The organism is Blautia faecis (assembly GCF_027662325.1).
In the GTDB taxonomy this organism is placed as follows: domain Bacteria; phylum Bacillota; class Clostridia; order Lachnospirales; family Lachnospiraceae; genus Blautia_A; species Blautia_A faecis.
In genome coordinates this window covers 1-22,350 of the sequence record NZ_JAQDKY010000019.1, presented here as the reverse complement: position 1 = coordinate 22,350, position 22,350 = coordinate 1, and the positions used below count along the sequence as shown (strand labels likewise).

18 protein-coding genes, 2 pseudogenes and 1 riboswitch are annotated in these 22,350 nt (G+C 45.0%); of the genes and pseudogenes, 15 read left to right on the top strand and 5 right to left on the bottom strand.

Annotation, left to right across the window (positions count from 1 at the left end; all coding sequences use genetic code 11):
• Window positions 1–35 precede the first annotated feature (35 nt).
• Window positions 36–455 carry an SseB family protein gene (locus PGQ38_RS10405; RefSeq protein WP_226815286.1) on the top strand — a complete coding sequence of 140 codons (420 nt, stop codon included), beginning with the start codon at window positions 36–38 and terminating at the stop codon, window positions 453–455.
• 23 nt (window positions 456–478) lie between these two features.
• Window positions 479–526: pseudogene (locus PGQ38_RS20630) on the top strand (DUF6783 domain-containing protein); the annotation flags it as partial.
• Window positions 527–532: 6 nt separating this feature from the next.
• On the opposite strand, the pseudogene PGQ38_RS19950 reads toward PGQ38_RS20630, so the two are convergent.
• A pseudogene (locus tag PGQ38_RS19950) lies at window positions 533–580 on the bottom strand (DUF6783 domain-containing protein); the annotation flags it as partial.
• Between the two features lie 310 nt (window positions 581–890).
• On the opposite strand from PGQ38_RS19950, the gene PGQ38_RS10400 reads away from it, so the two are divergent.
• The 13 genes from PGQ38_RS10400 to PGQ38_RS10340 all read left to right on the top strand — a co-directional run bounded on the left by PGQ38_RS10400 (window position 891) and on the right by PGQ38_RS10340 (window position 16,743).
• Window positions 891–1,868, top strand: coding sequence for a DUF2975 domain-containing protein (locus PGQ38_RS10400; RefSeq protein WP_204454581.1), 978 nt, complete (start codon window positions 891–893; stop codon window positions 1,866–1,868).
• 149 nt (window positions 1,869–2,017) lie between these two features.
• Window positions 2,018–2,248: a helix-turn-helix domain-containing protein gene (locus tag PGQ38_RS10395; protein ID WP_118583284.1), complete on the top strand. Its 231-nt coding sequence runs from the start codon at window positions 2,018–2,020 to the stop codon at window positions 2,246–2,248.
• On the top strand, window positions 2,238–3,335 hold the full coding sequence (locus tag PGQ38_RS10390; RefSeq protein ID WP_195700233.1) for a DUF6783 domain-containing protein: 1,098 nt from the start codon (window positions 2,238–2,240) through the stop codon (window positions 3,333–3,335). The genes PGQ38_RS10395 and PGQ38_RS10390 overlap by 11 nt, the downstream gene beginning before the upstream one ends.
• A 465-nt stretch (window positions 3,336–3,800) precedes the next feature.
• Window positions 3,801–5,393 carry a peptide ABC transporter substrate-binding protein gene (locus PGQ38_RS10385; RefSeq protein ID WP_226837875.1) on the top strand — a complete coding sequence of 531 codons (1,593 nt, stop codon included), beginning with the start codon at window positions 3,801–3,803 and terminating at the stop codon, window positions 5,391–5,393.
• 175 nt (window positions 5,394–5,568) lie between these two features.
• Entirely contained in the window at window positions 5,569–6,534 is a 966-nt protein-coding gene (locus tag PGQ38_RS10380) for an ABC transporter permease (RefSeq protein WP_226820525.1), read from the top strand.
• A gap of 2 nt (window positions 6,535–6,536) precedes the next feature.
• Window positions 6,537–7,460 carry an ABC transporter permease gene (locus PGQ38_RS10375; RefSeq protein WP_226815283.1) on the top strand — a complete coding sequence of 308 codons (924 nt, stop codon included), beginning with the start codon at window positions 6,537–6,539 and terminating at the stop codon, window positions 7,458–7,460.
• An 8-nt stretch (window positions 7,461–7,468) separates the two neighbouring features.
• Window positions 7,469–8,467 (top strand): ABC transporter ATP-binding protein, encoded by a 999-nt coding sequence (locus tag PGQ38_RS10370; protein WP_118584033.1) that lies wholly within the window; start codon window positions 7,469–7,471, stop codon window positions 8,465–8,467.
• On the top strand, window positions 8,457–9,434 hold the full coding sequence (locus PGQ38_RS10365; RefSeq protein ID WP_148463621.1) for an ABC transporter ATP-binding protein: 978 nt from the start codon (window positions 8,457–8,459) through the stop codon (window positions 9,432–9,434). The genes PGQ38_RS10370 and PGQ38_RS10365 overlap by 11 nt, the downstream gene beginning before the upstream one ends.
• A 159-nt stretch (window positions 9,435–9,593) precedes the next feature.
• Window positions 9,594–10,355: a DeoR/GlpR family DNA-binding transcription regulator gene (locus PGQ38_RS10360; RefSeq protein WP_204454582.1), complete on the top strand. Its 762-nt coding sequence runs from the start codon at window positions 9,594–9,596 to the stop codon at window positions 10,353–10,355.
• Window positions 10,356–10,493: 138 nt separating this feature from the next.
• Entirely contained in the window at window positions 10,494–11,240 is a 747-nt protein-coding gene (locus PGQ38_RS10355; protein WP_204454584.1) for a copper homeostasis protein CutC, read from the top strand.
• Window positions 11,241–11,321: 81 nt separating this feature from the next.
• Window positions 11,322–13,949 carry a transglutaminase domain-containing protein gene (locus PGQ38_RS10350; RefSeq protein WP_204454585.1) on the top strand — a complete coding sequence of 876 codons (2,628 nt, stop codon included), beginning with the start codon at window positions 11,322–11,324 and terminating at the stop codon, window positions 13,947–13,949.
• Window positions 13,950–14,133: 184 nt separating this feature from the next.
• Entirely contained in the window at window positions 14,134–15,396 is a 1,263-nt protein-coding gene (locus PGQ38_RS10345) for a M28 family metallopeptidase (RefSeq protein WP_204454586.1), read from the top strand.
• Window positions 15,397–15,420: 24 nt separating this feature from the next.
• Window positions 15,421–16,743, top strand: a complete 1,323-nt coding sequence (locus PGQ38_RS10340) for an alpha-L-fucosidase (RefSeq protein ID WP_173770380.1) — start codon at window positions 15,421–15,423, stop codon at window positions 16,741–16,743.
• A gap of 204 nt (window positions 16,744–16,947) precedes the next feature.
• Here PGQ38_RS10340 and cytX read toward each other — a convergent pair whose 3' ends face one another.
• From cytX to PGQ38_RS10320, 4 genes are all read right to left on the bottom strand, one after another.
• Complete coding sequence (gene cytX, locus PGQ38_RS10335; protein WP_173719562.1) at window positions 16,948–18,123, bottom strand: putative hydroxymethylpyrimidine transporter CytX; 1,176 nt, start codon at window positions 18,121–18,123, stop codon at window positions 16,948–16,950.
• Window position 18,124: 1 nt separating this feature from the next.
• Window positions 18,125–18,967, bottom strand: a complete 843-nt coding sequence (gene thiD / locus PGQ38_RS10330; RefSeq protein ID WP_173716700.1) for a bifunctional hydroxymethylpyrimidine kinase/phosphomethylpyrimidine kinase — start codon at window positions 18,965–18,967, stop codon at window positions 18,125–18,127.
• A 202-nt stretch (window positions 18,968–19,169) separates the two neighbouring features.
• A riboswitch (TPP riboswitch) is annotated at window positions 19,170–19,275 on the bottom strand.
• Between the two features lie 111 nt (window positions 19,276–19,386).
• Window positions 19,387–21,063 carry an alpha-glucosidase gene (locus tag PGQ38_RS10325; RefSeq protein WP_227201085.1) on the bottom strand — a complete coding sequence of 559 codons (1,677 nt, stop codon included), beginning with the start codon at window positions 21,061–21,063 and terminating at the stop codon, window positions 19,387–19,389.
• A 155-nt stretch (window positions 21,064–21,218) separates the two neighbouring features.
• A complete protein-coding gene (locus PGQ38_RS10320) occupies window positions 21,219–22,196 on the bottom strand; it encodes an AraC family transcriptional regulator (RefSeq protein ID WP_270431602.1) in 978 nt (325 codons plus the stop codon).
• Window positions 22,197–22,350 lie beyond the last annotated feature (154 nt).

The window sequence follows — 22,350 nt, the reverse complement described above, 5'->3', positions numbered from 1 at the left end:
CTAATACAGAAATTAGCTCAATGGAGAGTAATGATATGGATAAAACAGATGAAGGTTTACTTGGAAATGAGAAAATCGAGGATGCAATCGCGGCACTTCAGCAGCAGCCAACGCAAGAATTGCTGGCTCATGCACTGACCGTGGTACGAAGACGCATGCGTGAAAACGGTCAGGTAATCATCGCCGTAGAGCCAAACGGGGCAGCTGGTCAGATGAAATTACAGGCAGTAAAAACCTCCGACGGTAAGAACTGGTGGGCGGTTTTTACCAGCTTCGACGAAGAATTGAAAGGCGGCAAAAGTGTTATGTCAACCTTTATGACAGACATTGGAAAATTACTTGAGGCAGCGCTGTCCGAGGAAGAAATCAGCGGCGTGATCATCAATCCCTGGAACAGGACATTGATGCTGGACAAGACATTGATTCGGATCGTGCTTGGAGATGTGACACAGTAAGTTACTGAAAAAGAGAAGAGGAACTGCACGCCCCACTTTGCGGTATATTTCACCCGAATTCGGTTACCGTAGCCCGCTACGGCGTCCTCATCCGGGCGAAATCTCCCACAAATTGTGACGCACAATCTTGCAGAAAGCCTTTTTCAAACACGCTTTAGAGTGTGCACAAAATAGGTTTGTGTGAAAAATGCCAGGTAAGAAAATAAAAACGTTTCTTCTGTCCATTGGATAGAGCAGAGCGTGAAAATTCTGCCTGGCAATTTTTTTATTATTAAAATTATTGACAAACGATAATTTTAAGCTATAATTAAATTATAAATTATCGTTTTTCAATAATTCTTATAAACCAGATAAAGAAATCTATAGTAAAGGATTAGATAGTTTAATCCAGCACGATAGCGGATTTTCTCGATATCTGCAAAAAGGAGGTTCCCCATGAAAGAAAGACATTTATTTACCCTCTTATCTGTGGAAGCGGCCGCCTGCGCCCTGTTCTGTATTTTACAGCGCAGCTTATCCGGCCTGTTTTCCACCTTGATCGCATTCCCTTTTGAGCAGATCGGAGCTGGCCTGCGGGTTCTGTCGCTGTCTGGGGCTGTAGGAAATGTGGTCGCAATCATCTTATACATGCTGTTGGGACTTATCCCTGCTGGAATTTGGGGATTCCTGCACTGGCGCAAGAAATCAGAACCCCTGGATTTCATGCTTCTGGTTATCAGCGCTCTTCTTTTTGTAACCCTATATTACATGATCAATCCGGGACTTTTGTCCACCGGAGTGCCAGGCACCGGGAAATGGTCCCTGGGAAGTACCTTCTATTCCGTCCTTCTGGGTTACCTGCTTATCCGTATTTTGCTTCATTATAAAAATGCAGGAACGGAGAAACTGCAAAAGGGGCTTTGGTTCCTTCTTGGCACTGTGAGCGTGGTATTGGTGTATGGCATCTTTGGACAGGAGCTGGGAGGGCTGCTTCAGAATCTGGAAACGGTACAGAAGGGAAATACAGGCATAGAGCTAAGCGACGGTTTTATTACTTTTTCCAACCTTACCCCTACTTATGTTTTCCTGTTCCTCAACTTTGCAGTCCGTATTCTGCCATATGTACTGAATATTATAGTTGTTTTCCTGGCGAGAAGGCTTCTGGCTGCAATGAAGGAAGACCTGTATCAGGAAGAGAGTGTAAAACTGGCGGAAAAACTTTCCCACTTTTGCGTGTGGACCTTAGCATCCACTATTGGGCTGGGTGCGGTATTTAACCTACTACAATTGTTTTTCCAGAGCAGCCTTTATCAGCTTGAGTATGTGGTGGCGGTCCCGGTATTTTCCCTGGCCTTTGTGTTGGCAGTGCTGTTGTTTGCAAAGTATATAAGGGAAATGCAGAGACTGAAAGAGGATAATGACCTGTTTATTTAAGCGTATGGAGATATATAAATGATAGCCGGACTGCAAGTGTCTTGATTCGTTATATAGGAAGAAGCAAGGGTATTCAGGTAACGACTCTTAATTTAATATCGTTGACTATTTAATATGGAGCAATTTGCAATAATGAAAGGAAATGATTTATGGCAATAAAAGTATGCCTTGAAGACGTATTGAAAGAGCGGGGAATGACGTCCAAGGAATTGTGCAGCCTGGTAAACATCACAGAAGCCAACCTGTCCGTCCTCAGAAGCGGAAAGGCCAAGGGCGTGCGGTTCCACACCATTAACCGGATCTGTTATTTCCTGCAATGCGATGTTGGCGATATCTTAAAATTTGATGGAAATCTGGAGGAGGACGAAAATGAAGATTAGGAAATCAAAATATCACCAAAAATCGGTTAAGGTGGTCCATTGCGGTGCTCTCATCTGGAGAAAATTTTCCACAAATTGTGATGCACATCTTGCAGAAAGATTTTTGAAGGGACGGGAGAACAATCATCTGTTAAAAAGTTTGTTCAAATTATCGGTTATTTTCATGGCCTTTACAGCCAGCGGCTGTACTCTTGCAGTCCCAGAAGCCGGCACAGATGGAAACGGTGACCGCCTGATCGGCGCCTTTATCACCTCCGAATATCTGGACCTATATGATATGGAAGGCTATCTGAACGACCATGCCGCCTCCCTTATGAACAACAGCAGTATCACCATAGGAAATGACAGCCGTTATGAGGGGAAACTTGTGGCAACTGTGGATAAAGAAGGTGCCCAGTCTTCTTCTGAGTGGAAAATTTCCTTTGGAGACATAAAAGGAGAATACATTTTAATGCCAGTGACCGAAGATGAGGATGGAAATACATCTGTAGGAAATCTTTGCTCCGACGGAGTAGGAGATCCGTATTTGAACTACAACGTTACCGATGATGGAGAAACACAGGAAATCAGCGCCACTGTTTACCAGGTCTCTGGCAAGTCAGAACACACCCAGTATGTAAATCCGGTTTTCCAGAAAGAAAACGGGGAAATTTATGCCATGGCTGGAAACGGCTATTCCAACGGTGTGGGAGGCTCAGAAGGAAACACTATGGCAGCTACCCTTTCCGGTGAAACTACTACAGTGGAAAATGGAAAGACTAAGACAGAAGGCTGTAAAGTGACGGTTCAGTTTGCCACTATGTACAAGCCGGTGCGGACCATCATTTACCAGATGAATGAGGCGAATCAGGTATTGAAACAGACTGCCTATAAGCCATCTGAGGTGCCGGATAGCTTGAGGGTAGAAGCAGACACTGCCTATATTCTGGCGGAAATCAGAAAGGAAGATACTTCAGGCAAAATGGTGACAACCAGGACAATCCTGAATTTGAATTCGTCAGAGGATGAGGAAACGCAGTACCTGGAGACTTGGTATCCCCTGGATAATGGGCTGATCAGCAAAAAAGATGTAGAGATTGAATATTGAATAAAAATGCCAGGAAAATTAACCTGGCATTTTTTGCGTAATAGGAAATTTCGTTGGAATTTATTATTTATTTTTTACTCGTTTTTCCTCGAAAAAAGCAGAATTTGTACAAAATAAATACATAATTCATACAAAACCAATTCCAAACAATAAAAAGCAATAAAGAATAATAAAAAAACAATTGACAACACTACAACACTTTGCTATACTAAAATTACCAAAAAGAGGCGGGCAAAGAGAACATTTTTTATTTATGCAAAGGCGCATGAAACTACATCGTGACTAAGTTGCTAAATAGAAAATGTTTTTTTGCTATAAAGGCATCGACACCAGATTTTTATAAAATATTTTCTAAAAAATGTCCTGCTTTTATAAGAAAACACCTGCGGCAGCAGGCGCTTCCGCTTTCCGAAAAGGCTTACTACCGTACCGGCATTAAGGACGGATAAGAAAGGAGAAAAAACTATGAAAATGATGAAAGCAGCAGTAGCACTTGGAATGGCACTCACCATGACTGTTACAGGTGCATCAGCAGTATTCGCAGAGGGAGAGACACTTAGCGTTGCTACTGATTTCGAGATCAAGACTCTGGTACCGTGGGCTGCATCCGAGGAGAATGCATTCCTGGTACTGAACCAGGCAGAAGAGGGACTGTTCCGTATGGACGAGAACAACCAGCCTCAGCCAGCTCTTTGCGATACTTATGAGGTATCCGATGACAAGCTTACATACACCTTCCACTTAAGAGACGGAATCCAGTGGAGCAATGGTGAGCCTGTAACAGCAGCAGATTTCGTATATGCATGGCTGAAACAGATGAGCGCAGACGCAACAAACGGCTACAGCTTCATTATGACAGACTACATCGTAAATGGTCAGGAGTATAATGAGGGAAGCGTTGAGGCTTCTGAGGTAGGCGTTAAGGCTGTTGACGATCAGACACTGGAAGTTCAGCTGAAGAGCCCGACACCATACTTCCTGAACCTTACTACAATGGATATGTTCTTCCCGGTTAACGAAGCATTCTGTGAAGAGCAGGGCACAAACTTCGCTCTTTCCCCAGACAGCATGCTCTACTGCGGACCGTACGTGATCACAGATTATGATCCGGCTGTAGGCGTTACTTTCGCTAAGAACGACAATTACTGGGATAAAGACAACGTAGCAATCGAAGATGCACAGGTTCGTGTAATCAAAGATGCTGCAGCTGCATTAAGCGCATATCAGGCTGGCGAGCTTTCCCAGGTTAAACTTGATTCTGCAAACGTAGTAGCATACAAGGATGATCCGGAATTCTCCCAGGAGATCGACTTCCGTACAAGCTATGTACAGTTCAACCTTACAGATGACGTAATGAGCAATGTAAACATGAGAAAAGCTATTTCTCTTGCTATGAACAGAAGCGCTCTTACAGATAACATTCTTGCTGATGGTTCTGCACCAGGATTTGGTCTTGTAGCAGACGGCATGAGCGGTGATGGAGAGAAGACATTCCGTGAGCTGAACGGAGATGTTTCCCCATATGATCCGGAGCAGGCAAAAGAGTACTACGATAAAGCAGTTGAGGAGCTTGGAAGCGCACCTTCAGAGGTTACTCTTCTTGTAGCTGATGACTCTGTATCCAAATCCGTTGCAACATTTATCCAGAGTGAGCTTGTTACAACACTTGGTCTGAACGTAGTAATCGATACCAAGACTGTACAGGGACGTGGAGAGCTGATGGATGCCAACAACTATCAGTTTGCTGTAACAGCATGGGGTGCTGACTATGATGACGCTATGACATACCTTGATCTGTGGACAAACGGAACTCCATACCGTGGAAACTACAACGATGCAGATTACAATGCACTGATTTCTGATGCTAAGACTCAGACAGACGATGCAGCTCGTCTTGATGACATGCTGAAAGCTGAGAAGAAGCTGGTTGAGGAAGACGCAGTTGTTGCTCCTGTATACCACAGAGGTTCCGCTGTTCTGACAAAATCCAATGTCAAGAACCTGATCAGCCATCCAATCGGTGTTCCGCTTGAGTTCAAGTACGCTTCTTTCGAATAATCTCTTATTCAGGTGATTGTTGGATATAAACTGGCAGCGAAACAGATCTCAGAGGTTTGCTTCAAATTCAAGTAATATTCCTTAAGGAATAAGTAACGGACCGTATACAGCAGTGGCTTACACAGCCGGTATACGGTCTGTTTTTCACAGAAAGAAAAGGAGTACTGTTCACTACGTGCACAGTAACAGAAAAGGTGATGTCATGCTGAAATATGTATTAAAGCGATTAGGGTACATTCTGGTTACCTTGTGGGTAATTGTAACCTGTACCTTTTTCATGATGAAAAATCTTCCAGGTACACCTTTTGATGCTGAGCGTTTTAGTATTATGACACCTCAGCAGCAGGAACGTGTGCTGGAAATGTATGGATTAAATGATTCTCTTCCAATGCAGTATGTGAAATATATTAAAAACATGCTGAAAGGAGACCTGGGTACTTCCTTTACTTATGTAAACCAGGACGTTTCCAAGGTTATCACAGGTCGTCTCGGACCATCTGCGCTGATTGGTATCCAGGCAGTACTGATCGGACTTGCAATCGGATTAATTTTAGGAATCCTGGCTGCCTGGAAGCACAATAGCGGAATTGATTACTTTACTATGATATTGGCAGTGCTTGGAGTCTCGGTGCCGAACTTTGTCGCCGCAGCCCTTCTTCAGTATTACATAGGTCTGAAATGGGGCGCTCTCCCGGTTGGATTCTGGACTGGCTGGAATTGTTCCGTATTGCCGTCCATTGCGCTTTCGTTCAGTGCAACAGCTATGGTTGCCCGTTTTATGCGTACCGAAATGCTGGATGTACTGGATCAGGATTACATCGTAACTGCAAGAGCCAAGGGGCTGAGCCAGATGAAAGTCCTTATGCGTCATGCAGTCCGCAACTCCATCCTTCCGGTTGTAACTATTTTAGGACCAATCGTAGTAAACCTTATGACAGGATCTCTTGCTGTAGAGAACATCTTCAGTATTCCTGGTATCGGAAGCCTTTTCGTAGACTGTATCAAGGCCAATGATTATCCGGTGATCATGGGTATTACTATTTTCTATGCCGCATTCTATATGCTGATTGTACTGCTTGTTGACCTGGCTTATTCTCTTATTGATCCGAGAATTCGTCTTGCCAAAGGAAAGGAGAGCTGATCGTGGACAAATCAAAAATTGACCGCAGCATGTATCAGAAAGCGAAAGTAGAAGCCTCTGAAAAAGAGCACATCGCAGCTCCTGCTTCCACTATGCTGGCTGACGCATGGATCCGTCTGAAAAAAAACAAGGCAGCAGTTGTAGCATTATTTATTTTGATCGGAATTATCCTGCTTGCCATTTTTGCACCGATCTTCAGTAAATATTCATTTAGAGACACTGATTATAACAATGTATATGGACTTCCAAGCGCAGCACACATTTTTGGTGCTGACCAGTTTGGACGTGACCTGTGGGTACGTACCTGGATGGGAACCCGAATTTCCCTTATGATCGCACTGGTAGCTGCAATCCTGGATCTGGTTGTAGGTGTTCTTTACGGTGCTGTTTCCGCTCTTTTCGGGGGAAAGGTAGACGCTGTTATGCAGCGTATTATTGAGGTACTGGTTGGAATCCCAAGCCTTATCATTGTAATCCTTTTCCTGATGGCATTCCCGGCTGGTGTAGGAACTATTATCGCTGCACTTTCCATTACCGGATGGGTAAACATGGCCAGACTGGTTCGTGCCGAGATCCTGAAACTGAAGAATCAGGAATTCGTACTTGCTTCTCAGGTTCTTGGAACCAGCAAATTCAACATTATTATGAAGGATCTGATCCCGAACACAGTCAGCGTTATCGTAATCAACGTGATGTTCACAATCCCAAGCGCTATCTTTACCGAGGCATTCTTAAGCTTCATTGGTATTGGTCTGGCAGAGCCGCAGGCTTCCCTTGGTGTATTGATCAACGGTGGTTATCAGGTACTGCGAATGTATCCACATGTACTGATTTTCCCGGCAATTGTTATCGTACTGATTATGGTATGCTTCAGTATTCTGGGCGACGGACTTCGTGATGCCCTTGATCCGCAGATGAGAAAGTAGGTACAGCTATGGGAAAAATATTAGAAGTTAAGAATCTTACAGTCCACATCAAGACGCACAAGGGCGTTGTCCAGGCTGTGCGCGGCGTGGATTTTTACCTGAATGAGCAGGAGACACTTGCGGTAGTAGGAGAGTCCGGTTCCGGAAAATCCATTACCATGAAAGGTGTTATGGGAATCCTCCCAAAGAATGGAAAAGTAGTAGAAGGAAGCGTAATGTTTCAGGGAAATGATCTGACCAAATATTCAGAACGTCAGATGCAGCAGGTGCGCGGAAGCGAGATTGCCATGATCTTCCAGGATCCCATGACTTCCCTGAACCCGACCATGAAGGTTGGAAAACAGATCGAGGAAATGCTGAAAGAGCACCGCAAGGAGATGAGTAAAGCCGACCGTAAGACAAGAGCCATTGAGCTTCTTTCCCTGGTTGGAATCTCCAATCCGGAGGCACGTTACGACCAGTATCCGCACCAGCTGTCCGGTGGTATGAGACAGCGAGTTGTCATCGCCATTGCACTGGCCTGTGATCCCAAGGTGCTGATCGCAGATGAGCCGACCACAGCCCTTGATGTAACGATCCAGGCACAGATTCTGGATCTGATGCGCGATCTTCAGAAAAAGATCAAAACATCCATTATCATCATTACCCATAACCTTGGTGTTGTGGCAAATATTGCAGACCGTGTTGCTGTTATGTATGGCGGAAAATTAGTTGAGACAGGAGATGTGGAAGATATTTTCCACAACCCATGTCACGAATATACAAAAGGCCTTCTTCGTTCTATTCCAAAAGCACACGAAAAAGGCGGTGAGCTTCAGGCAATTCCGGGAACTCCTCCGGATCTTATGGAGCCTCCGGTTGGATGTCCTTTTGCGGCAAGATGTAAGGAGACAATGATCGTTTGCCAGAAATACATGCCGGATTATACCGATTGCGGCAAGAATCACAAGTCAGCATGCTGGATGCTTGACGAGATGGCACAGGAGGTAAACTCTGATGAAAAATGATGAAAAGCAGGTACTTCTTGATGTCAAGAACCTGAAGAAATACTTTAATGTTGGAAATAAAAAGATCCTGAAAGCAGTTGATGACATTTCCCTTCAGATTTATAAAGGAGAGACTCTTGGTCTGGTTGGAGAGTCTGGATGTGGTAAATCTACCTTCGGAAGAACTGTTATCCATCTGTATGATCCTACAGATGGTACGGTAACTTTCGATGGAACGAAAATTGACAAGAATCTGGATACAAAGCAGAGACATGAACTTTGCAGAAGAATGCAGATGATTTTCCAGGATCCATATGCATCCCTGAACCCGCGAAGAAAAATTCTGGATATTGTAGCAGAGGGAATTGATGCTCATGGTCTTGCTGCCAATAAAAAAGAACGTGATGCCAAGGTCATTGAGCTTCTGGAAACCGTTGGTCTTCAGGCAGAGCACGCAGATCGTTTCCCTCATGAGTTTTCCGGTGGACAGCGCCAGCGTGTTGGTATTGCACGTGCACTTGCAGTAAATCCGGATTTTATTGTATGCGATGAGCCCATTTCTGCTTTGGACGTTTCCATCCAGGCACAGGTTATCAACCTTCTGGAGCAGCTTCAGAGAGAGCGTGGGCTGACTTACCTGTTTATTGCACACGACCTTTCCATGGTGAAGCACATCAGTGACCGTATTGGTGTTATGTACCTGGGATCTCTTGTTGAGCTTGCTGACAGTGAGGAGCTTTTCGAGAACCCAATGCATCCTTATACCAAGGCTCTTCTTTCTGCAATCCCGATCCCGGATCCGGATATTGAGAAGAACCGTCAGAGAATCATGCTTGAGGGTACACTTCCGAACCCCATTGATCTTGGCGAGGAGTGTAAGTTCTGCAGCCGTTGTCCTGTTTGCAAGGATAGCTGCCATAAGAGCCAGCCGAAGCTTGTTGAGGTAAAACCGGGACATTTTGTTGCCTGCAGCCAGTGCGCAGAGTAATATTTTACAGGCAGATTTGGTATCCATTCAAAAGAATGGAAAGCTAAAAGCCTGTCTGTTATATGAAATGTATAGTACTATATAAGTTATGTTAACCGCTTGAAAGAGCGGGAGATGGGCTTTTGATAAATAAGGCAGCAGAAAACAGGAGGAAGAAGGATGTTCATTGAGGAACGGCAGATAGCCATCGAGAAAGTCCTTCGGGAAGAGGGAAAAGTCCGGACCAGGGAGCTGAGCGAAATGTTCCAGGTCACAGAGGACTGCATCCGTAAAGATCTGAAAACTCTTGAGAATGCCGGCAAATTAAAAAGAACTTACGGTGGTGCGATTCTTTCCCAGGATTACCCGCTGGAAAGAGATGTTATCGACAGAAGAAATTATCATGTGGACAGGAAGATGGTGATCGCGGCTAAGGCCATGACGCTGATCAAGGAGCGGGAAGCGATTTTTCTTGATATATCCACAACCAATATTGAGCTTGCCAAGCTTCTTGCGAAATCGAAAATGCAGCTTACCGTAGTGAGCAACATGATCGATATTTTACAGCTGCTTGCGCAAAATCCCAAGATCACAGCCATTGGAACCGGTGGAATCATGTATCCTACAGTAAATGGATTCCTTGGTTCTGCAGCAATCCAGGTGATCCGGCAGTACAGCTTTGACCGGGCATTTATGGGAAGCTGCGGAATTGATATGATGGATCACACCGTCACGACTCTTGGAGTGGAGGACGGATTGACCAAGAAGGCTGCAATTGAAAGCAGCCGTCATAAATATGCCGTGATGGAGCGGGAGAAATTTTATTTTAATGAATCTTATAAATTTACACAGCTTGATGAACTGGACGGAATCATCACAGATGAATTCCCGGATCAGTCGGTGCAGGATATGCTGGATTCCCTTGGTGTAACGCTCTATTAAGAAACGGCAGCTCGGGAATGCAGCAACAAAGTGACAAGACCGGCGGGCATGGGAATAATTTGTGAAATTATCAGAATGCAAAGCATTGCGATAGCTGCAATGTGATAGTATCAGGCTGGGTGAAAGGAAAAAGAGGATATGAGCAAATTTACTTTGGAGGTTTGTGCAGATTCTGTGGAATCTGTACTTGCCGCTGAGAAAGGCGGAGCAGACAGAATCGAGCTTTGCGGAAATGTGGTGATTGGAGGAACAACTCCATCAGAGAGTCTTTTCCGCGAGATCCGCAGGCATAGTGATATTAAGATCCATGCACTGATCCGTCCAAGATTTGGTGATTTTTGTTATACTGAATATGAATTTGATATTATTCGTTCAGAAGTGAGAAGATTCCGGGAGCTGGGTGCCCAGGGAGTTGTAATCGGTATGCTAAGACCGGATGGCTCCCTGGATGTGGAACATCTGGCACAGCTTATGGAGGAAGCGAAGGGGATGTCTGTAACTTTGCACAGGGCTTTTGACGTGTGCAGGGATCCAATGGAGGCACTGGAGCAGGTCATTTCTCTTGGTTTTAATACCATTCTCACATCTGGACAGAAGAATAACTGTGTGGATGGTTCGCCGCTGCTTGCAGAGCTGGTGGAAAAGAGTGCTGGTCGTATTCACATTATGGCTGGTGCAGGAGTGAATGCAGACGTGATCGCTCCAATCTATGAGAAAACCGGAATCACAGATTATCATATGACGGGCAAGGTTTTGCTGGACAGTGAGATGAAGTACCGCAAAGAGGGTGTAAGTATGGGACTGCCTTCTTTGAGTGAGTATGAGATTTTCCGCACCAGTGAGGCTGAGGTGAAAAAGGCCCGGGAAGTTTTAGCAAGGCTTTGAGGCTGGGACGCTCTTTCACAAAAAAAGAACAATTTTTTCGTGAAAGGGCGTTTTTTCTATTTAAAGTAGGAGGATGAATAGATGTTTCTTCAGAACAGTCAGAGGAAGATTGAAGAAGAATTTTTGAAATTAGCAGAGAAGCTTGGTGCGGACAGGGAGCCGCTGAAGACGATTTGTGAGAAACTGGATGGGTGCGGCAGAGAACTGGGGCTGGCGATGAAGTATTTGTATGTGACAGCGCCTTATAGTGATCTTGTGAATTATTCTTTTGAGGAGATTCAGGATTTCGCAAGCCATGGACTGTTTCTTTATAATACTCTGGAACGTGTGAAAGAGCTGCCGGAGGAGATGTTTTTGAATTATATTCTGGATCACAGGGTGAATGAGGAAGAGGTACTTCCTTGTCGAAGCTTTTTCTGGAATGAGTTGAAGGATAGAATTGAAGGAAAAAATGCGAAAGATGCGGCAATTGAGGTAAATTACTGGTGTGCGGAGGAAGCTACTTATCATAGTGGTGATGACCGTACACTTCCGGCACTTACGGTATATCGAAGAGGTTACGGACGCTGCGGTGAGGAGTCTGTTTTTCTGGTAAATGCACTTCGGAGTGTGGGAATTCCGGCGCGGCAGGTGTATGTGCCAAGGTGGTCCCACTGTGATGACAACCACGCATGGGTGGAGCTTTGGTGTGACGGAAAATGGTATTTCACAGGCGCATGTGAGCCGCTTATGATCCTGAATAAGGGGTGGTTTACCAATGCTTCTTCCAGAGCAATGATGGTGCATTCCCGCCTGTTTGATCTTTTCCCGGCAGAGGGGGAGGATGTGATTGGCAAAGAAGGTGCGGCGGTTATGCTGAACCAGACTGCGCGTTATGCTAAGGTGAAAACAGTTTCTGTAAAAGTGACAGATAAAGAGGGTGCGGCTGTAAAGGGCGCTCAGGTGCAGTTTCTGGTATTGAATATGGGAGAGTATTTTCCCATTGCAAAGGCAGAGACAGACGAAGATGGAACCGTTTCTTTAGTGACCGGTTTGGGAAGTGTAAGAGTTCTGGCGTTCCTTCCGGGAATGGAAGGATTTGCACAGGCAGATCTGGATACCAGAGCGCAGGATGAGATTTCCCTGATTCTTACTGGTGAGACTGTGGAAGCTGAGGATTGGAGAGCTGTAGATGTAATTGCTCCAGTTGACACCCCGGTGAACCCGGACATGCCTACCCCGGAGCAGAAAGCAGAAGGAACCAGACGACTGAATGAAGCAAACAAGATCCGTAAAGAAAAGAAGGAGAACTGGGTGAACCCGGAACTGACTGCTTTTCTTGCAGGCGAGGATGAGAAGGAACTTCGCCAGGCAATGGTGGATGTACTTTCGGAGAAAGACCACACAGACTGTGTTTGCAATGTATTGGAAGAGCATTTGGAATATGGCAAGCAGTGTGCAAAAGAATTTAAAACGAAGTCTGGTACTGGGAAATGTGGCGAAAAAGAAATGAATGGCGCAGATCGCTTCACTCAAGGCGCTGAGAGTGCTAATGCAGAGTGCAGTAACTATAAAGCTGAAAAATCTGCGGCATATACAAGAGCTACAGGTGCAGAGTCCGGCTATAATCTTTATATCAATTACGTATTAAATCCCCGTGTGGAGGACGAGCTTCTTCGTCCATACCGAAAAGGCATTCTCTCCTTTTTCACAGAAGAGCAGAAAGCCGCTTTCCGCACAAATCCGGCAGAAATCTGGAATTATATCCAGGTGCACATCACTGCCTACCCGGATAACGAGCGCGAGACCGTAATGGAAACTCCATACGAATGTCTGGTATCTGGAATTGGTACCGAGCGTTCCAAGAAGGTACTTTTTGTGGCAATCGCCCGTACACTGGGAATTCCGGCAAGATTGAATCCAGATAATAAGGTAATGGAATATTGGGTAAAAGACCAGTTTGTGTCCGTTTTGAAACAGCAGAAGGGTGGCGCAGTTCTCACACTGAAAAAAGAGGCTGATGCTGTATGGAACTACTATCAGAACTGGACAATGGGACGTCTGGTTGGAAATGAATTTGTTTCCCTGAATCTTACAGGCAGAAGCTGGAAGGGGGATACTCTGGAGCTTGCATTGATTCCAGGAATCTACCGGATTATCACCACCAACCGTCTTCCTAACGGAAATCAGTTTGCATGGGAGAAAACATTTACGATAAAAGAAGGCGGACAGAGAGAAGAAACCTTGCGTCTCCGCGAAGCTCAGCTTGGCGATATGCTGGAGCGTATTTCCCTTCCGGAGTTTGAAGTAAAAGATTCTGCCGGAAACACAGTAACCTGCGCTGAGTTAACCAAAGGCGGCAAGAAAATTCTCATGTGGCTGGAAGAGAGCCGGGAGCCTACGGAACATATTTTGAATGAAATGCTGGAACATGCAGAAAAATTCCACGAATTTGAAAATTCCATCTCCTTCATGATTCGTACTCCGGAAGCCAAGCAGGATCCTCTTCTGGCAAAAGTGCTGAAGATGTTCCCGAATGTTTCCATCTATTACGATTCCTTTGAAGAAAACATTGAACTTCTGGGAAGAAGAATGTACGTTGATCCAGACAAGCTTCCGCTAATTCTGGTAACTAATGGCGAGTCTGTAGGGATTTATGCAACCAGCGGCTATAATGTTGGAACTGGCGATATGTTGATCCGTATTATGGAAGAAGTGCCGGAAGTATAAATCGCATTTAAAAGAAGATATAGTAGTTTTTGAAGTATATAGTAGAATTTCTAAGAAATATAGAGATGGTTTTCTTTGTGCTCTAGAGGTGCGCAGCAAGGCATAATAAGGAAAATTGCAAGGCCTCTGAATGTAGCGCATTAAATAGGAGTAAATCGGAAGCCATCTCTAAATGGAGTAAATTATGAATAAATACACAGAAATTCACCCAAATGGACAACGCGCGTATCAGTTTGTAGCTGACACGGCATACGTCCGTGAATCCGGTACTAAGGGGGAGCACAAAGCAGCTGAATACATTTTGAAGGAAGCGGAGCAGGCAGCAGCCCAGACGGGAAAGTCTGTCTACATTCAGACACCCCGCATGGAATTTTTCCAGTGTCCGGATTTTCAGCAGAAAAAGGCAGAGCTGGTAATCTGCCAGCCTTATAAGAAGGCTTATCCGGTGCGTGCCTACCTGAATGGCGCCTGCACCCTGGAAGAGGGCATCACAGCACCATTTCTCTTCGTGGGAAAAGGAGACGACATCAGTCTTTCCAAGGCAAAAGGGGCAGTTGTGCTGGTCTGCGATCCTATTCGTGAAGATATGATAAATAAAATAAAAGCAGCAGGTGCACTTGGCTTTGTAACCATATGCGGCACGCCGCTGGATCAGGGGGAAGACCGGATTCCAACCCAGTACCGCCGCAAGGCAGGTGATCTTCCAGGCGTATCTGTCCATTACCTGGATGCAGTGGAAATCGTGGAGAAACAGGCTTCCCAGTGCTGCCTGAACATTCAGCAGAGCGAGATTTCCCGCAATTCCGCTAATGTGGCAGTACGCATTCTGGGAACTGATTTTCCAGAAGAAATCGTTACGGTAACAGCTCACTATGATTCTGTTCCGGAAGGTCCTGGTGCATATGACAATATGTCTGGCGGCGCCATGGTGATGGAAGCTTTCCATCATTTCGCAGAGCACAGACCAGCCAGAACTATGGAGTTCATCTGGTTTGGCTCCGAGGAAAAAGGTCTGGTTGGAAGCCAGAATTATGTGAAATCCCATGAAGGAGAAATGAGTAGCCATGTGTTTAATCTGAATGTAGACCTGGCAGGGCAGCTCCTGGGAGGAAACGTTCTGGGTGTAACTGCAGATCCGACCGTCTGCGCAGAACTGAAAACCCTTATGGAAGAAAATCAGCTGGGTGTTACTATCAAAAATCAGGTCTGGGCCAGCGATTCTAATACTTTCGCATGGAAAGGTGTGCCAGCGCTTACCTTAAACCGTGACGGCTTTGGCATGCATACAAGACACGATACGGTAGAATATATTTCTCCTCGTGCACTGGAAGAAGGAGCGAAAACTCTCTGCACAGCAGCTACATGGGTGGCAAACAAGCCAGAGCTTTCCTTTGAACGGGAAATTCCAGAGGATATGAAGAGAGAACTGGAAAAGTATTTTGCCTAATGTTACAGGAAAGGACATTATAAAATGAACAAAGTAATCGAAGAAAGAACAAAACGTACCGAATGGTACCGTGACGCCCGTTTCGGCATGTTTATTCACTGGGGACTTTATGCAATCCCTGCCAGAGGAGAATGGGTGCGCAGCATGGAGCAGATTCCACATGAGGACTACTGCCATCTCACAGAAGAGTTCACAGCTGAGAATTACAACCCAAGAGAGTGGGCGCGTCTTGCGAAAAAGGCGGGCATGAAATATGCTGTGCTCACAGCCAAACACCACGACGGCTTCTGCCTTTTTGACACCAAACTTACTGACTACAATTCCATGAACGCAGCCTGCCACAAAGACCTGGTAAAAGAGTTCCTGGAGGCATTCCGTGCAGAAGGAATCAAAGTAGGTCTGTATTTTTCTATTATAGACTGGCGCCACCCGGATTTCCCACACTATGGGGATATGCACCATCCAATGCGCAACCATCCGGAATGCTCCAATGAAAACCGCGATTTCGACCGCTATCTGGAATTTATGTTTGGGCAGATCAAAGAGCTTCTTACCAATTATGGTAAGCTGGATCTGATGTGGTTCGACTTCTCCTACGGCGATATGAAGTGCGACAAATGGAAAGCCCAGGAGCTGATTTCCATGGTGCGTTCCATCCAGCCCTGGCTGATCATTGATAACCGTCTGGAGGGCAGTGCTGAGGATTCCGGTTCTATCCTTACTGCAAATCCTACCGAATATTCCGGTGATTTCGCATCTCCGGAGCAGATGATCCCACCAGCAGGAATCCGCAATGAGCTTGGTAATCCGGTACCATGGGAAGCCTGCCTGACCCTGAATAACAATTGGGGCTATTCCTCCAGTGACCGTCATTATAAATCAGCTGAAATGGTCATCCACATGCTGGTTGAGTGTGTCAGCAAGGGCGGCAACCTGCTCCTGAATGTGGGGCCTGATGCAAAAGGCCGTATTCCGAAGGAGTCTGTGAAGATTCTGGAAGAAGTAGGAGAGTGGATGGACGAGAACTCCAAGAGCATCTACGGCTGTGGCTATGCTGAAATCGATAAACCGGAATGGGGCCGTTACACCCGCAACGGAAATAAGATCTACGCCCACGTTATGGAGCCCCAGGCAGGAGCAATCCCTCTCACCGGAATCCACGGCAAGATCAAAAAACTCCGCCGTCTTTCCGACAATTCCGAGGTAAAGCTTACGGATTACTGGAACCTGAAGGAATACTCCCAGAATCAGTTCTTCTTCCTCAACGCTGACACCTGCGACAGCTACCCGCTTCCGGATGATCGGGATACGGTTGTGGAAGTAACACTGGAAGAAACTGAAGAATAAGCAGATATAAACAGAAATAAACAGAAAGGGACTGCCGGGAAATGGCAGCCCCTTTTTGAATTTATAAGAAAGCCCATCTCTGGCACTTTCCTGAACCGAGTAGTGTTTATACGAAAGCTAGAGCGTGTTTGAAAAATCATTCCCGCAAATTGCGACGCACATCTTGCAGAAAGCCTTTTATCCAATACACTCTAAAGTGAAAGTCTATTTTTTACTCTTTAAAACATTTCGCACGATCATACAAATGAGAATGGTAACCACCATATCCGGCAGTGTATTTCCCACAGGAATATCAATTCTCATTAAAATTCGGTACAGCACGAATCCGATCACCCAGATTACCGCATTTGTTATGTCAACCGATTCGCCCAGACTGTCAGCACGTTTCAGCAGGAAGAAGTCTGCAATCTGAATGGCGATCATCGGTGCAAATACAGAACCGATGAGGTACAGGAAATCGGTAATGTTGTCCATTGGATATACAATTGCAGCAATTGTTCCGATGATGGTTACCGCAATTGCGGCATATTTTCCATTAATTTTGGAAAATACAGATTCAGATGAAATTCCGGCGGAGTAAGCATCCAGGAATGTAGTGGTAACAGTGGAAAATACAATGATCAGAAGACCTGCAATTCCCAGTCCGGCTTTCACCATAATCTGAGCAATGTCGGATTCACCGGTATAAATCGCTGCACCCATACCGATTACATACATCCAGCAGCTTACAAGACCGTAAACAATAGAGCTTACAGCAGTTGCTTTCACTGGCTCCTTCGCCTCACGGGTATAATCACTGATCAGCGGCAGCCAGGACAGTGGCATTGCAACAGAAAGCTCAACCGCAGCACCAAAGGACATGGCTTCCTCGCCAATGGCAAGTGCAGTCCCGCCATCAAAGAAGATGAGCTTGCAGAGTACCAGTGTGAGGATAAAAAGTGCTGCCATAGCGATGGTGTTGATTTTTCCAAGGTTTGTGATGCCGATAAAAATCCACAGTACGATCAGTGCACCGATTACCAGACACCATACCCAGCTTCCGGTATGTAACACACCGTTTGCGGCCAGAGCTCCGTCGTAGATCATAATGGCAGTCCAGCCAACCAGCTGAAGTACGTTCAGGAAGGAGAAGAAAATCCCGCCTTTTTCCCCAAAGCTCATTTTTACGGTTTCCATTGCACTGCGGCGTGTTTTTCCGCCGATCACTCCGGCGAGGAAAAGCATGGTACAGCCAATAATATGTCCGATGATAATGGCAAGAAGACCTTTTCCAAAGCCAAGTGAGGCAAAATAGGTTCCGGTGAGGATTTCCGCCAGGGAAACACCAGCGCCAAACCAGATCAGGCCGTTTTCAAAAATGGAAGTACGTTTTTCAGTCATGTTATTTTGCCTCCTTATCAGCGGCTTCTGCCGTAATCTCGTCATGTGACAGTGTGAATTCATTTTTTATTGCAAATCCGTGATCCATAGGACCACTGCCTTTTCCAAGATCCAGCATAGCAGCAAGTGCTCCGGAAATATATTTCTTTGCCCTCTCCACGGAAGTATCCAGGTCAAATCCCTTTGCCAGATTAGAAGCAATGGCACTGGATAACGTACATCCTGTTCCGTGAGTGTTAGGATTGTTGATCCGCTTTCCCTGGAACCATTTGTAATTGCCTTCGCGCCACAGAAGGTCATTGGCGTCATTCAGCTGATGACCACCCTTGCAAAGCACTGCACAGCTGTATTTCTCCCCGATGGCAGCAGCGGCTTTGATCATATCCTCGGCAGTTTCTATTTTCATTCCGGACAGAACCTCTGCCTCCGGAATATTCGGTGTCAGGACTGTGGCCATTGGAAGAAGCTGACTTTTAAGGGCTTCAATGGCTTCATCATTGATCAGCTTGGCTCCGCTTGTAGCGACCATAACCGGGTCTACTACAATGTTCTTTGCTTCATACTGGCGAAGTTTTTTCGCAATGGTTTCAATCAATGCGCTGGAAGATACCATTCCAATCTTCACTGCATCCGGATAAATATCTGTAAAAATATTATCCAGCTGGTCTGCCAGAAATTCTGGCGTTGCTTCCATAATACCTGTTACACCGGTAGTATTCTGTGCGGTAAGTGCGGTAATCGCACTCATGGCATATACTCCATTGCTGATCATTGTCTTGATATCAGCCTGGATACCGGCGCCTCCGCTGGAGTCACTTCCAGCGATTGTTAATGCTGTTCTCATAATTTTCTTCCTTTCTCTTGGCCTTGTTTGAAGCAGTTTCCACGAGTTATGAGTTATAACGTGAAAGAATCTTTTTACAAACCGGCACTGTTGTTATGTATGCATTAATTTTATATAGCGTCCGAAAGTGGTGCCCCCAGCCGAACGCTGCATTGCTGCCATATGAAAAAAGAGACACCCCAATGAGGTGTCTCCGAAAAAAATCAAACCCATGATGACTTCCTACGGCGGCATTATCCGCATCAGGTAATAGGGTCGAAATTCACAATTTCCTCTCAGCCTGTGTACAAGCTCCCCTGTTCTTTTGTTATTATAGTAATAATGGGAAAAATTGTCAATAAGGTGTTGGAATACAATAAATACCAAGCGCACAAAAACACCTCGCGGAACGTTATCAGTGAACAGTGACCGAAAATCGTTTACGCTAACTCCACAACCAGCACCTGATATCCATGCAGCTTAACTGAATTTCCATCCAGAACCATATCCGGGTAGTTATTGATCAGCACCTTTTTGCATTCTGATGGAAGTGTAATTTCCTGCTCATCCCACTGATAATTGCCAACCACAAGCAAAGTTTTATCTCCTTTACGGTAGTATGCCATTAAATTATGCCGGTCTTCCATAAATGGCTCCAGAGCACCATACACAACGGTTTCTTTATATTCCGGATCCTTGCGAAGAGCGATCAGTTTCTTATAGAAATTAAGTACGGAATTTGGATCAATCGTCTCTTTTTCCACATTAATTGCGGTATAATTGGAATTTACCCGAAGCCACGGTGTACCAGCTGTAAATCCAGCATTTTCCTCACCAGTCCACTGCATGGGGGTACGGGCATTGTCACGGCTGCGGCGGGCAACAGCTTTCAAAGCTGCTTCCGGGGTAAGTCCGGCGTCAAGTGCAACTTTATATTCATCCAGAGTTGAAATATCATCTACCTCGTCAATTGATTTGAACGGGATATTTTCCATGCCAAGCTCCTGTCCCTGATAAATAAAGGGAAGTCCACGAAGCATGAAATTCAATGCTGCCAGCATTTTTTTGCTTGTGTCACAGCAATCACCTTCTGGAATATAGTGACTGACACCGCGAGGCTCGTCATGATTCTCGATAATATTGGAAACGAATCCGAAATCCCCCATTTTGGCCTGTGTCTCAAAACAGCAGCGCTTGTAGTCGTCAGGTGTGATTTCTTTGCAATCGTACCAGCCTTTTTCAGAACCTCCGAAAATGGTTTCGTTAAAGTCGAACATAGAAGAAAAATAACCATTGTTTCCAATAAAATCCGGGAGCTCTTCGTCTTTTGCGTTGAAAACCTCACCTACGGAAAAAGCATCGTGAGGCTTGAAGGTGCGGTCACGCATTTCTCCAAGAAATTCTCCGATTCCGGTAGCTTCCTCCAGCATTTTATTAATGCTGCAGAGTCCGTCCTCACGATCAGGCTCATAATCATGCATAGGAAGAGCTTTTTTGATATTAATGATAGCATCAATGCGGAAACCGCCAAGACCCTTGTCCAGCCACCAGTTAATATTTTTATATACTTCCTCACGGAGCTCTGGATTTTCCCAGTTCAGGTCAGGCTGCTTTTTATGAAAAACATGAAGGTACTGTTTGTTGGTGCCAGGCAGATCCTCCCATACCGAACCTCCGAAATAGGAGCGCCAGTTAGTAGGAAGCTTACCATCTTCTTTGTCTCTTAAATAGAAGAAACGGCCGTATTTTCCATCCGGATCTTTACAGGCTTTTTTAAACCATTCGTGCTCATCAGAGCAGTGGTTTACAACCAGATCCATGACAATATACATGTCACGTTTCTTTGCTTCTGCGATAAGGCGGTCCATATCCTCCATAGTTCCGAATCGCGGGTCAATGTCGTAATAATCGGAAATATCGTATCCCTGGTCGGCAAGAGGGGAGCGATAGCAGGGGGAAAGCCAGACAATGTCAACCCCCAGCTCCTTTAAATAATCCAGTTTCTCAATAATTCCCGGCAGATCGCCGATTCCATCACCGTTTGTGTCATAAAAGCTTTTCGGATAAATCTGATAGGCTACTTTATCCTGCCACCATTTTTTTTTCGTGCTATTCATTTATGTCTCCTTATATATAATGATTATCTTTGAACTAAGTACATTATACATACATGAAAAAGAAAATACTTCCCTTAATTTGATTAAAAAATACGAAATTTTGACCAGAGATTGTTTGGGAAATCATTTCGTACATAGGGGAGTGCAAGCGTGTTTTATAAGGAAGGATTCTCAATCCCCTGGCTGTGTTTCCGATATTGCAGAGGTGTGGTTCCTGTATATTTGCGAAATTCTCTGAGAAAATTCCCCATATTGTTATAACCACAGTCCAGACATATCTCGGTCACTGGAAGACTGCTGTCTTTTAATAAACGTACTGCCTGGCGGATGCGATATTCATTCAGGTATTCTATGGGAGACATGCCGATTGCTTTTTTAAAAAAACGGCAAAAGTATTGCTCATTGAGTCCGATCAGGGATGCCAGATCGCGGATATAAATTTTTTCCTGGTAATGGTCGCGGATGTAGGTGATTGTGGTTTTTATGGTCTCGACCCTGCGGTCATCAGATTTTTCAGTCTGGGAAAAAAGCTGGCGGCTGGAAAATTCTGCGAAAATTTTCAACAGGGAAGCCTTGATCAGAAGCTGATCTGCCAGGCCGACAATGGCATTTCCGGAGGCGCGGAATAAATTTATATGTAAGGAATCATGAAACTCTTCCAATTGTTCAGGAAAGCTGCAGCGGTAAAATGCGTTAGTGATGTTCTGGAACTGCTCCTTTATAATAAGAAAAACAGGATGGTTTGCAGAAATACATCTTGGAAAAATCAGACGCCCGTTTTGCAATGGCTGGACAAGCTGAGTCTGAACCGTATCGTAAAAAGGAGAGCAGAGCAGTTCCGGTTGGAAAACGACAGCGTATTCCATGGAGACTTCTTTTGAGCGTGCACGTATGCTGTGCAGTTCGCCGGGATTAATAAAATAAAAACATTCTGAAGATACATCAAATGTTTCCATATTAATATCTAAGGTGAAGGTTCCACCGGGAAAGTAAATAATCTCGACCTCCTCGTGCCAATGGTGCTTGACCAGGATTCCGTGTCCGCTTAGTTTTAAACGGTAAAAAGCACAGGGAAAAGCCTGGGAGCCATGAGGATTTGTTTCTTTTAATGCTGGTGATTGCTGTTGATACATAGAAACCTCCAAACTGGGGAAAGGGTATAAAATAATGAATTTGTTATATGTATTGACGCTATCATGTCTGAGGGCGAAAGTCAATGATTGAAGAAAAAGGATCTTGAAAATAATGTTATAAAAAAATATAAATTTTTTTGTAAAAAGTGCTTGA

Excerpts from the sequence above, each read along its gene's own strand:
- PGQ38_RS10405 (WP_226815286.1), top strand. The coding sequence starts at position 36 with ATGGATAAAACAGATGAAGGTTTACTTGGAAATGAGAAAATCGAGGAT.
- PGQ38_RS10400 (WP_204454581.1), top strand. The coding sequence starts at position 891 with ATGAAAGAAAGACATTTATTTACCCTCTTATCTGTGGAAGCGGCCGCC.
- PGQ38_RS10395 (WP_118583284.1), top strand. The coding sequence starts at position 2,018 with ATGGCAATAAAAGTATGCCTTGAAGACGTATTGAAAGAGCGGGGAATG.
- PGQ38_RS10390 (WP_195700233.1), top strand. The coding sequence starts at position 2,238 with ATGAAGATTAGGAAATCAAAATATCACCAAAAATCGGTTAAGGTGGTC.
- PGQ38_RS10385 (WP_226837875.1), top strand. The coding sequence starts at position 3,801 with ATGAAAATGATGAAAGCAGCAGTAGCACTTGGAATGGCACTCACCATG.
- PGQ38_RS10370 (WP_118584033.1), top strand. The coding sequence starts at position 7,469 with ATGGGAAAAATATTAGAAGTTAAGAATCTTACAGTCCACATCAAGACG.
- PGQ38_RS10365 (WP_148463621.1), top strand. The coding sequence starts at position 8,457 with ATGAAAAATGATGAAAAGCAGGTACTTCTTGATGTCAAGAACCTGAAG.
- PGQ38_RS10360 (WP_204454582.1), top strand. The coding sequence starts at position 9,594 with ATGTTCATTGAGGAACGGCAGATAGCCATCGAGAAAGTCCTTCGGGAA.
- PGQ38_RS10355 (WP_204454584.1), top strand. The coding sequence starts at position 10,494 with ATGAGCAAATTTACTTTGGAGGTTTGTGCAGATTCTGTGGAATCTGTA.
- PGQ38_RS10350 (WP_204454585.1), top strand. The coding sequence starts at position 11,322 with ATGTTTCTTCAGAACAGTCAGAGGAAGATTGAAGAAGAATTTTTGAAA.
- PGQ38_RS10345 (WP_204454586.1), top strand. The coding sequence starts at position 14,134 with ATGAATAAATACACAGAAATTCACCCAAATGGACAACGCGCGTATCAG.
- PGQ38_RS10340 (WP_173770380.1), top strand. The coding sequence starts at position 15,421 with ATGAACAAAGTAATCGAAGAAAGAACAAAACGTACCGAATGGTACCGT.
- cytX (WP_173719562.1), bottom strand. The coding sequence starts at position 18,123 with ATGACTGAAAAACGTACTTCCATTTTTGAAAACGGCCTGATCTGGTTT.
- thiD (WP_173716700.1), bottom strand. The coding sequence starts at position 18,967 with ATGAGAACAGCATTAACAATCGCTGGAAGTGACTCCAGCGGAGGCGCC.
- PGQ38_RS10325 (WP_227201085.1), bottom strand. The coding sequence starts at position 21,063 with ATGAATAGCACGAAAAAAAAATGGTGGCAGGATAAAGTAGCCTATCAG.
- PGQ38_RS10320 (WP_270431602.1), bottom strand. The coding sequence starts at position 22,196 with ATGTATCAACAGCAATCACCAGCATTAAAAGAAACAAATCCTCATGGC.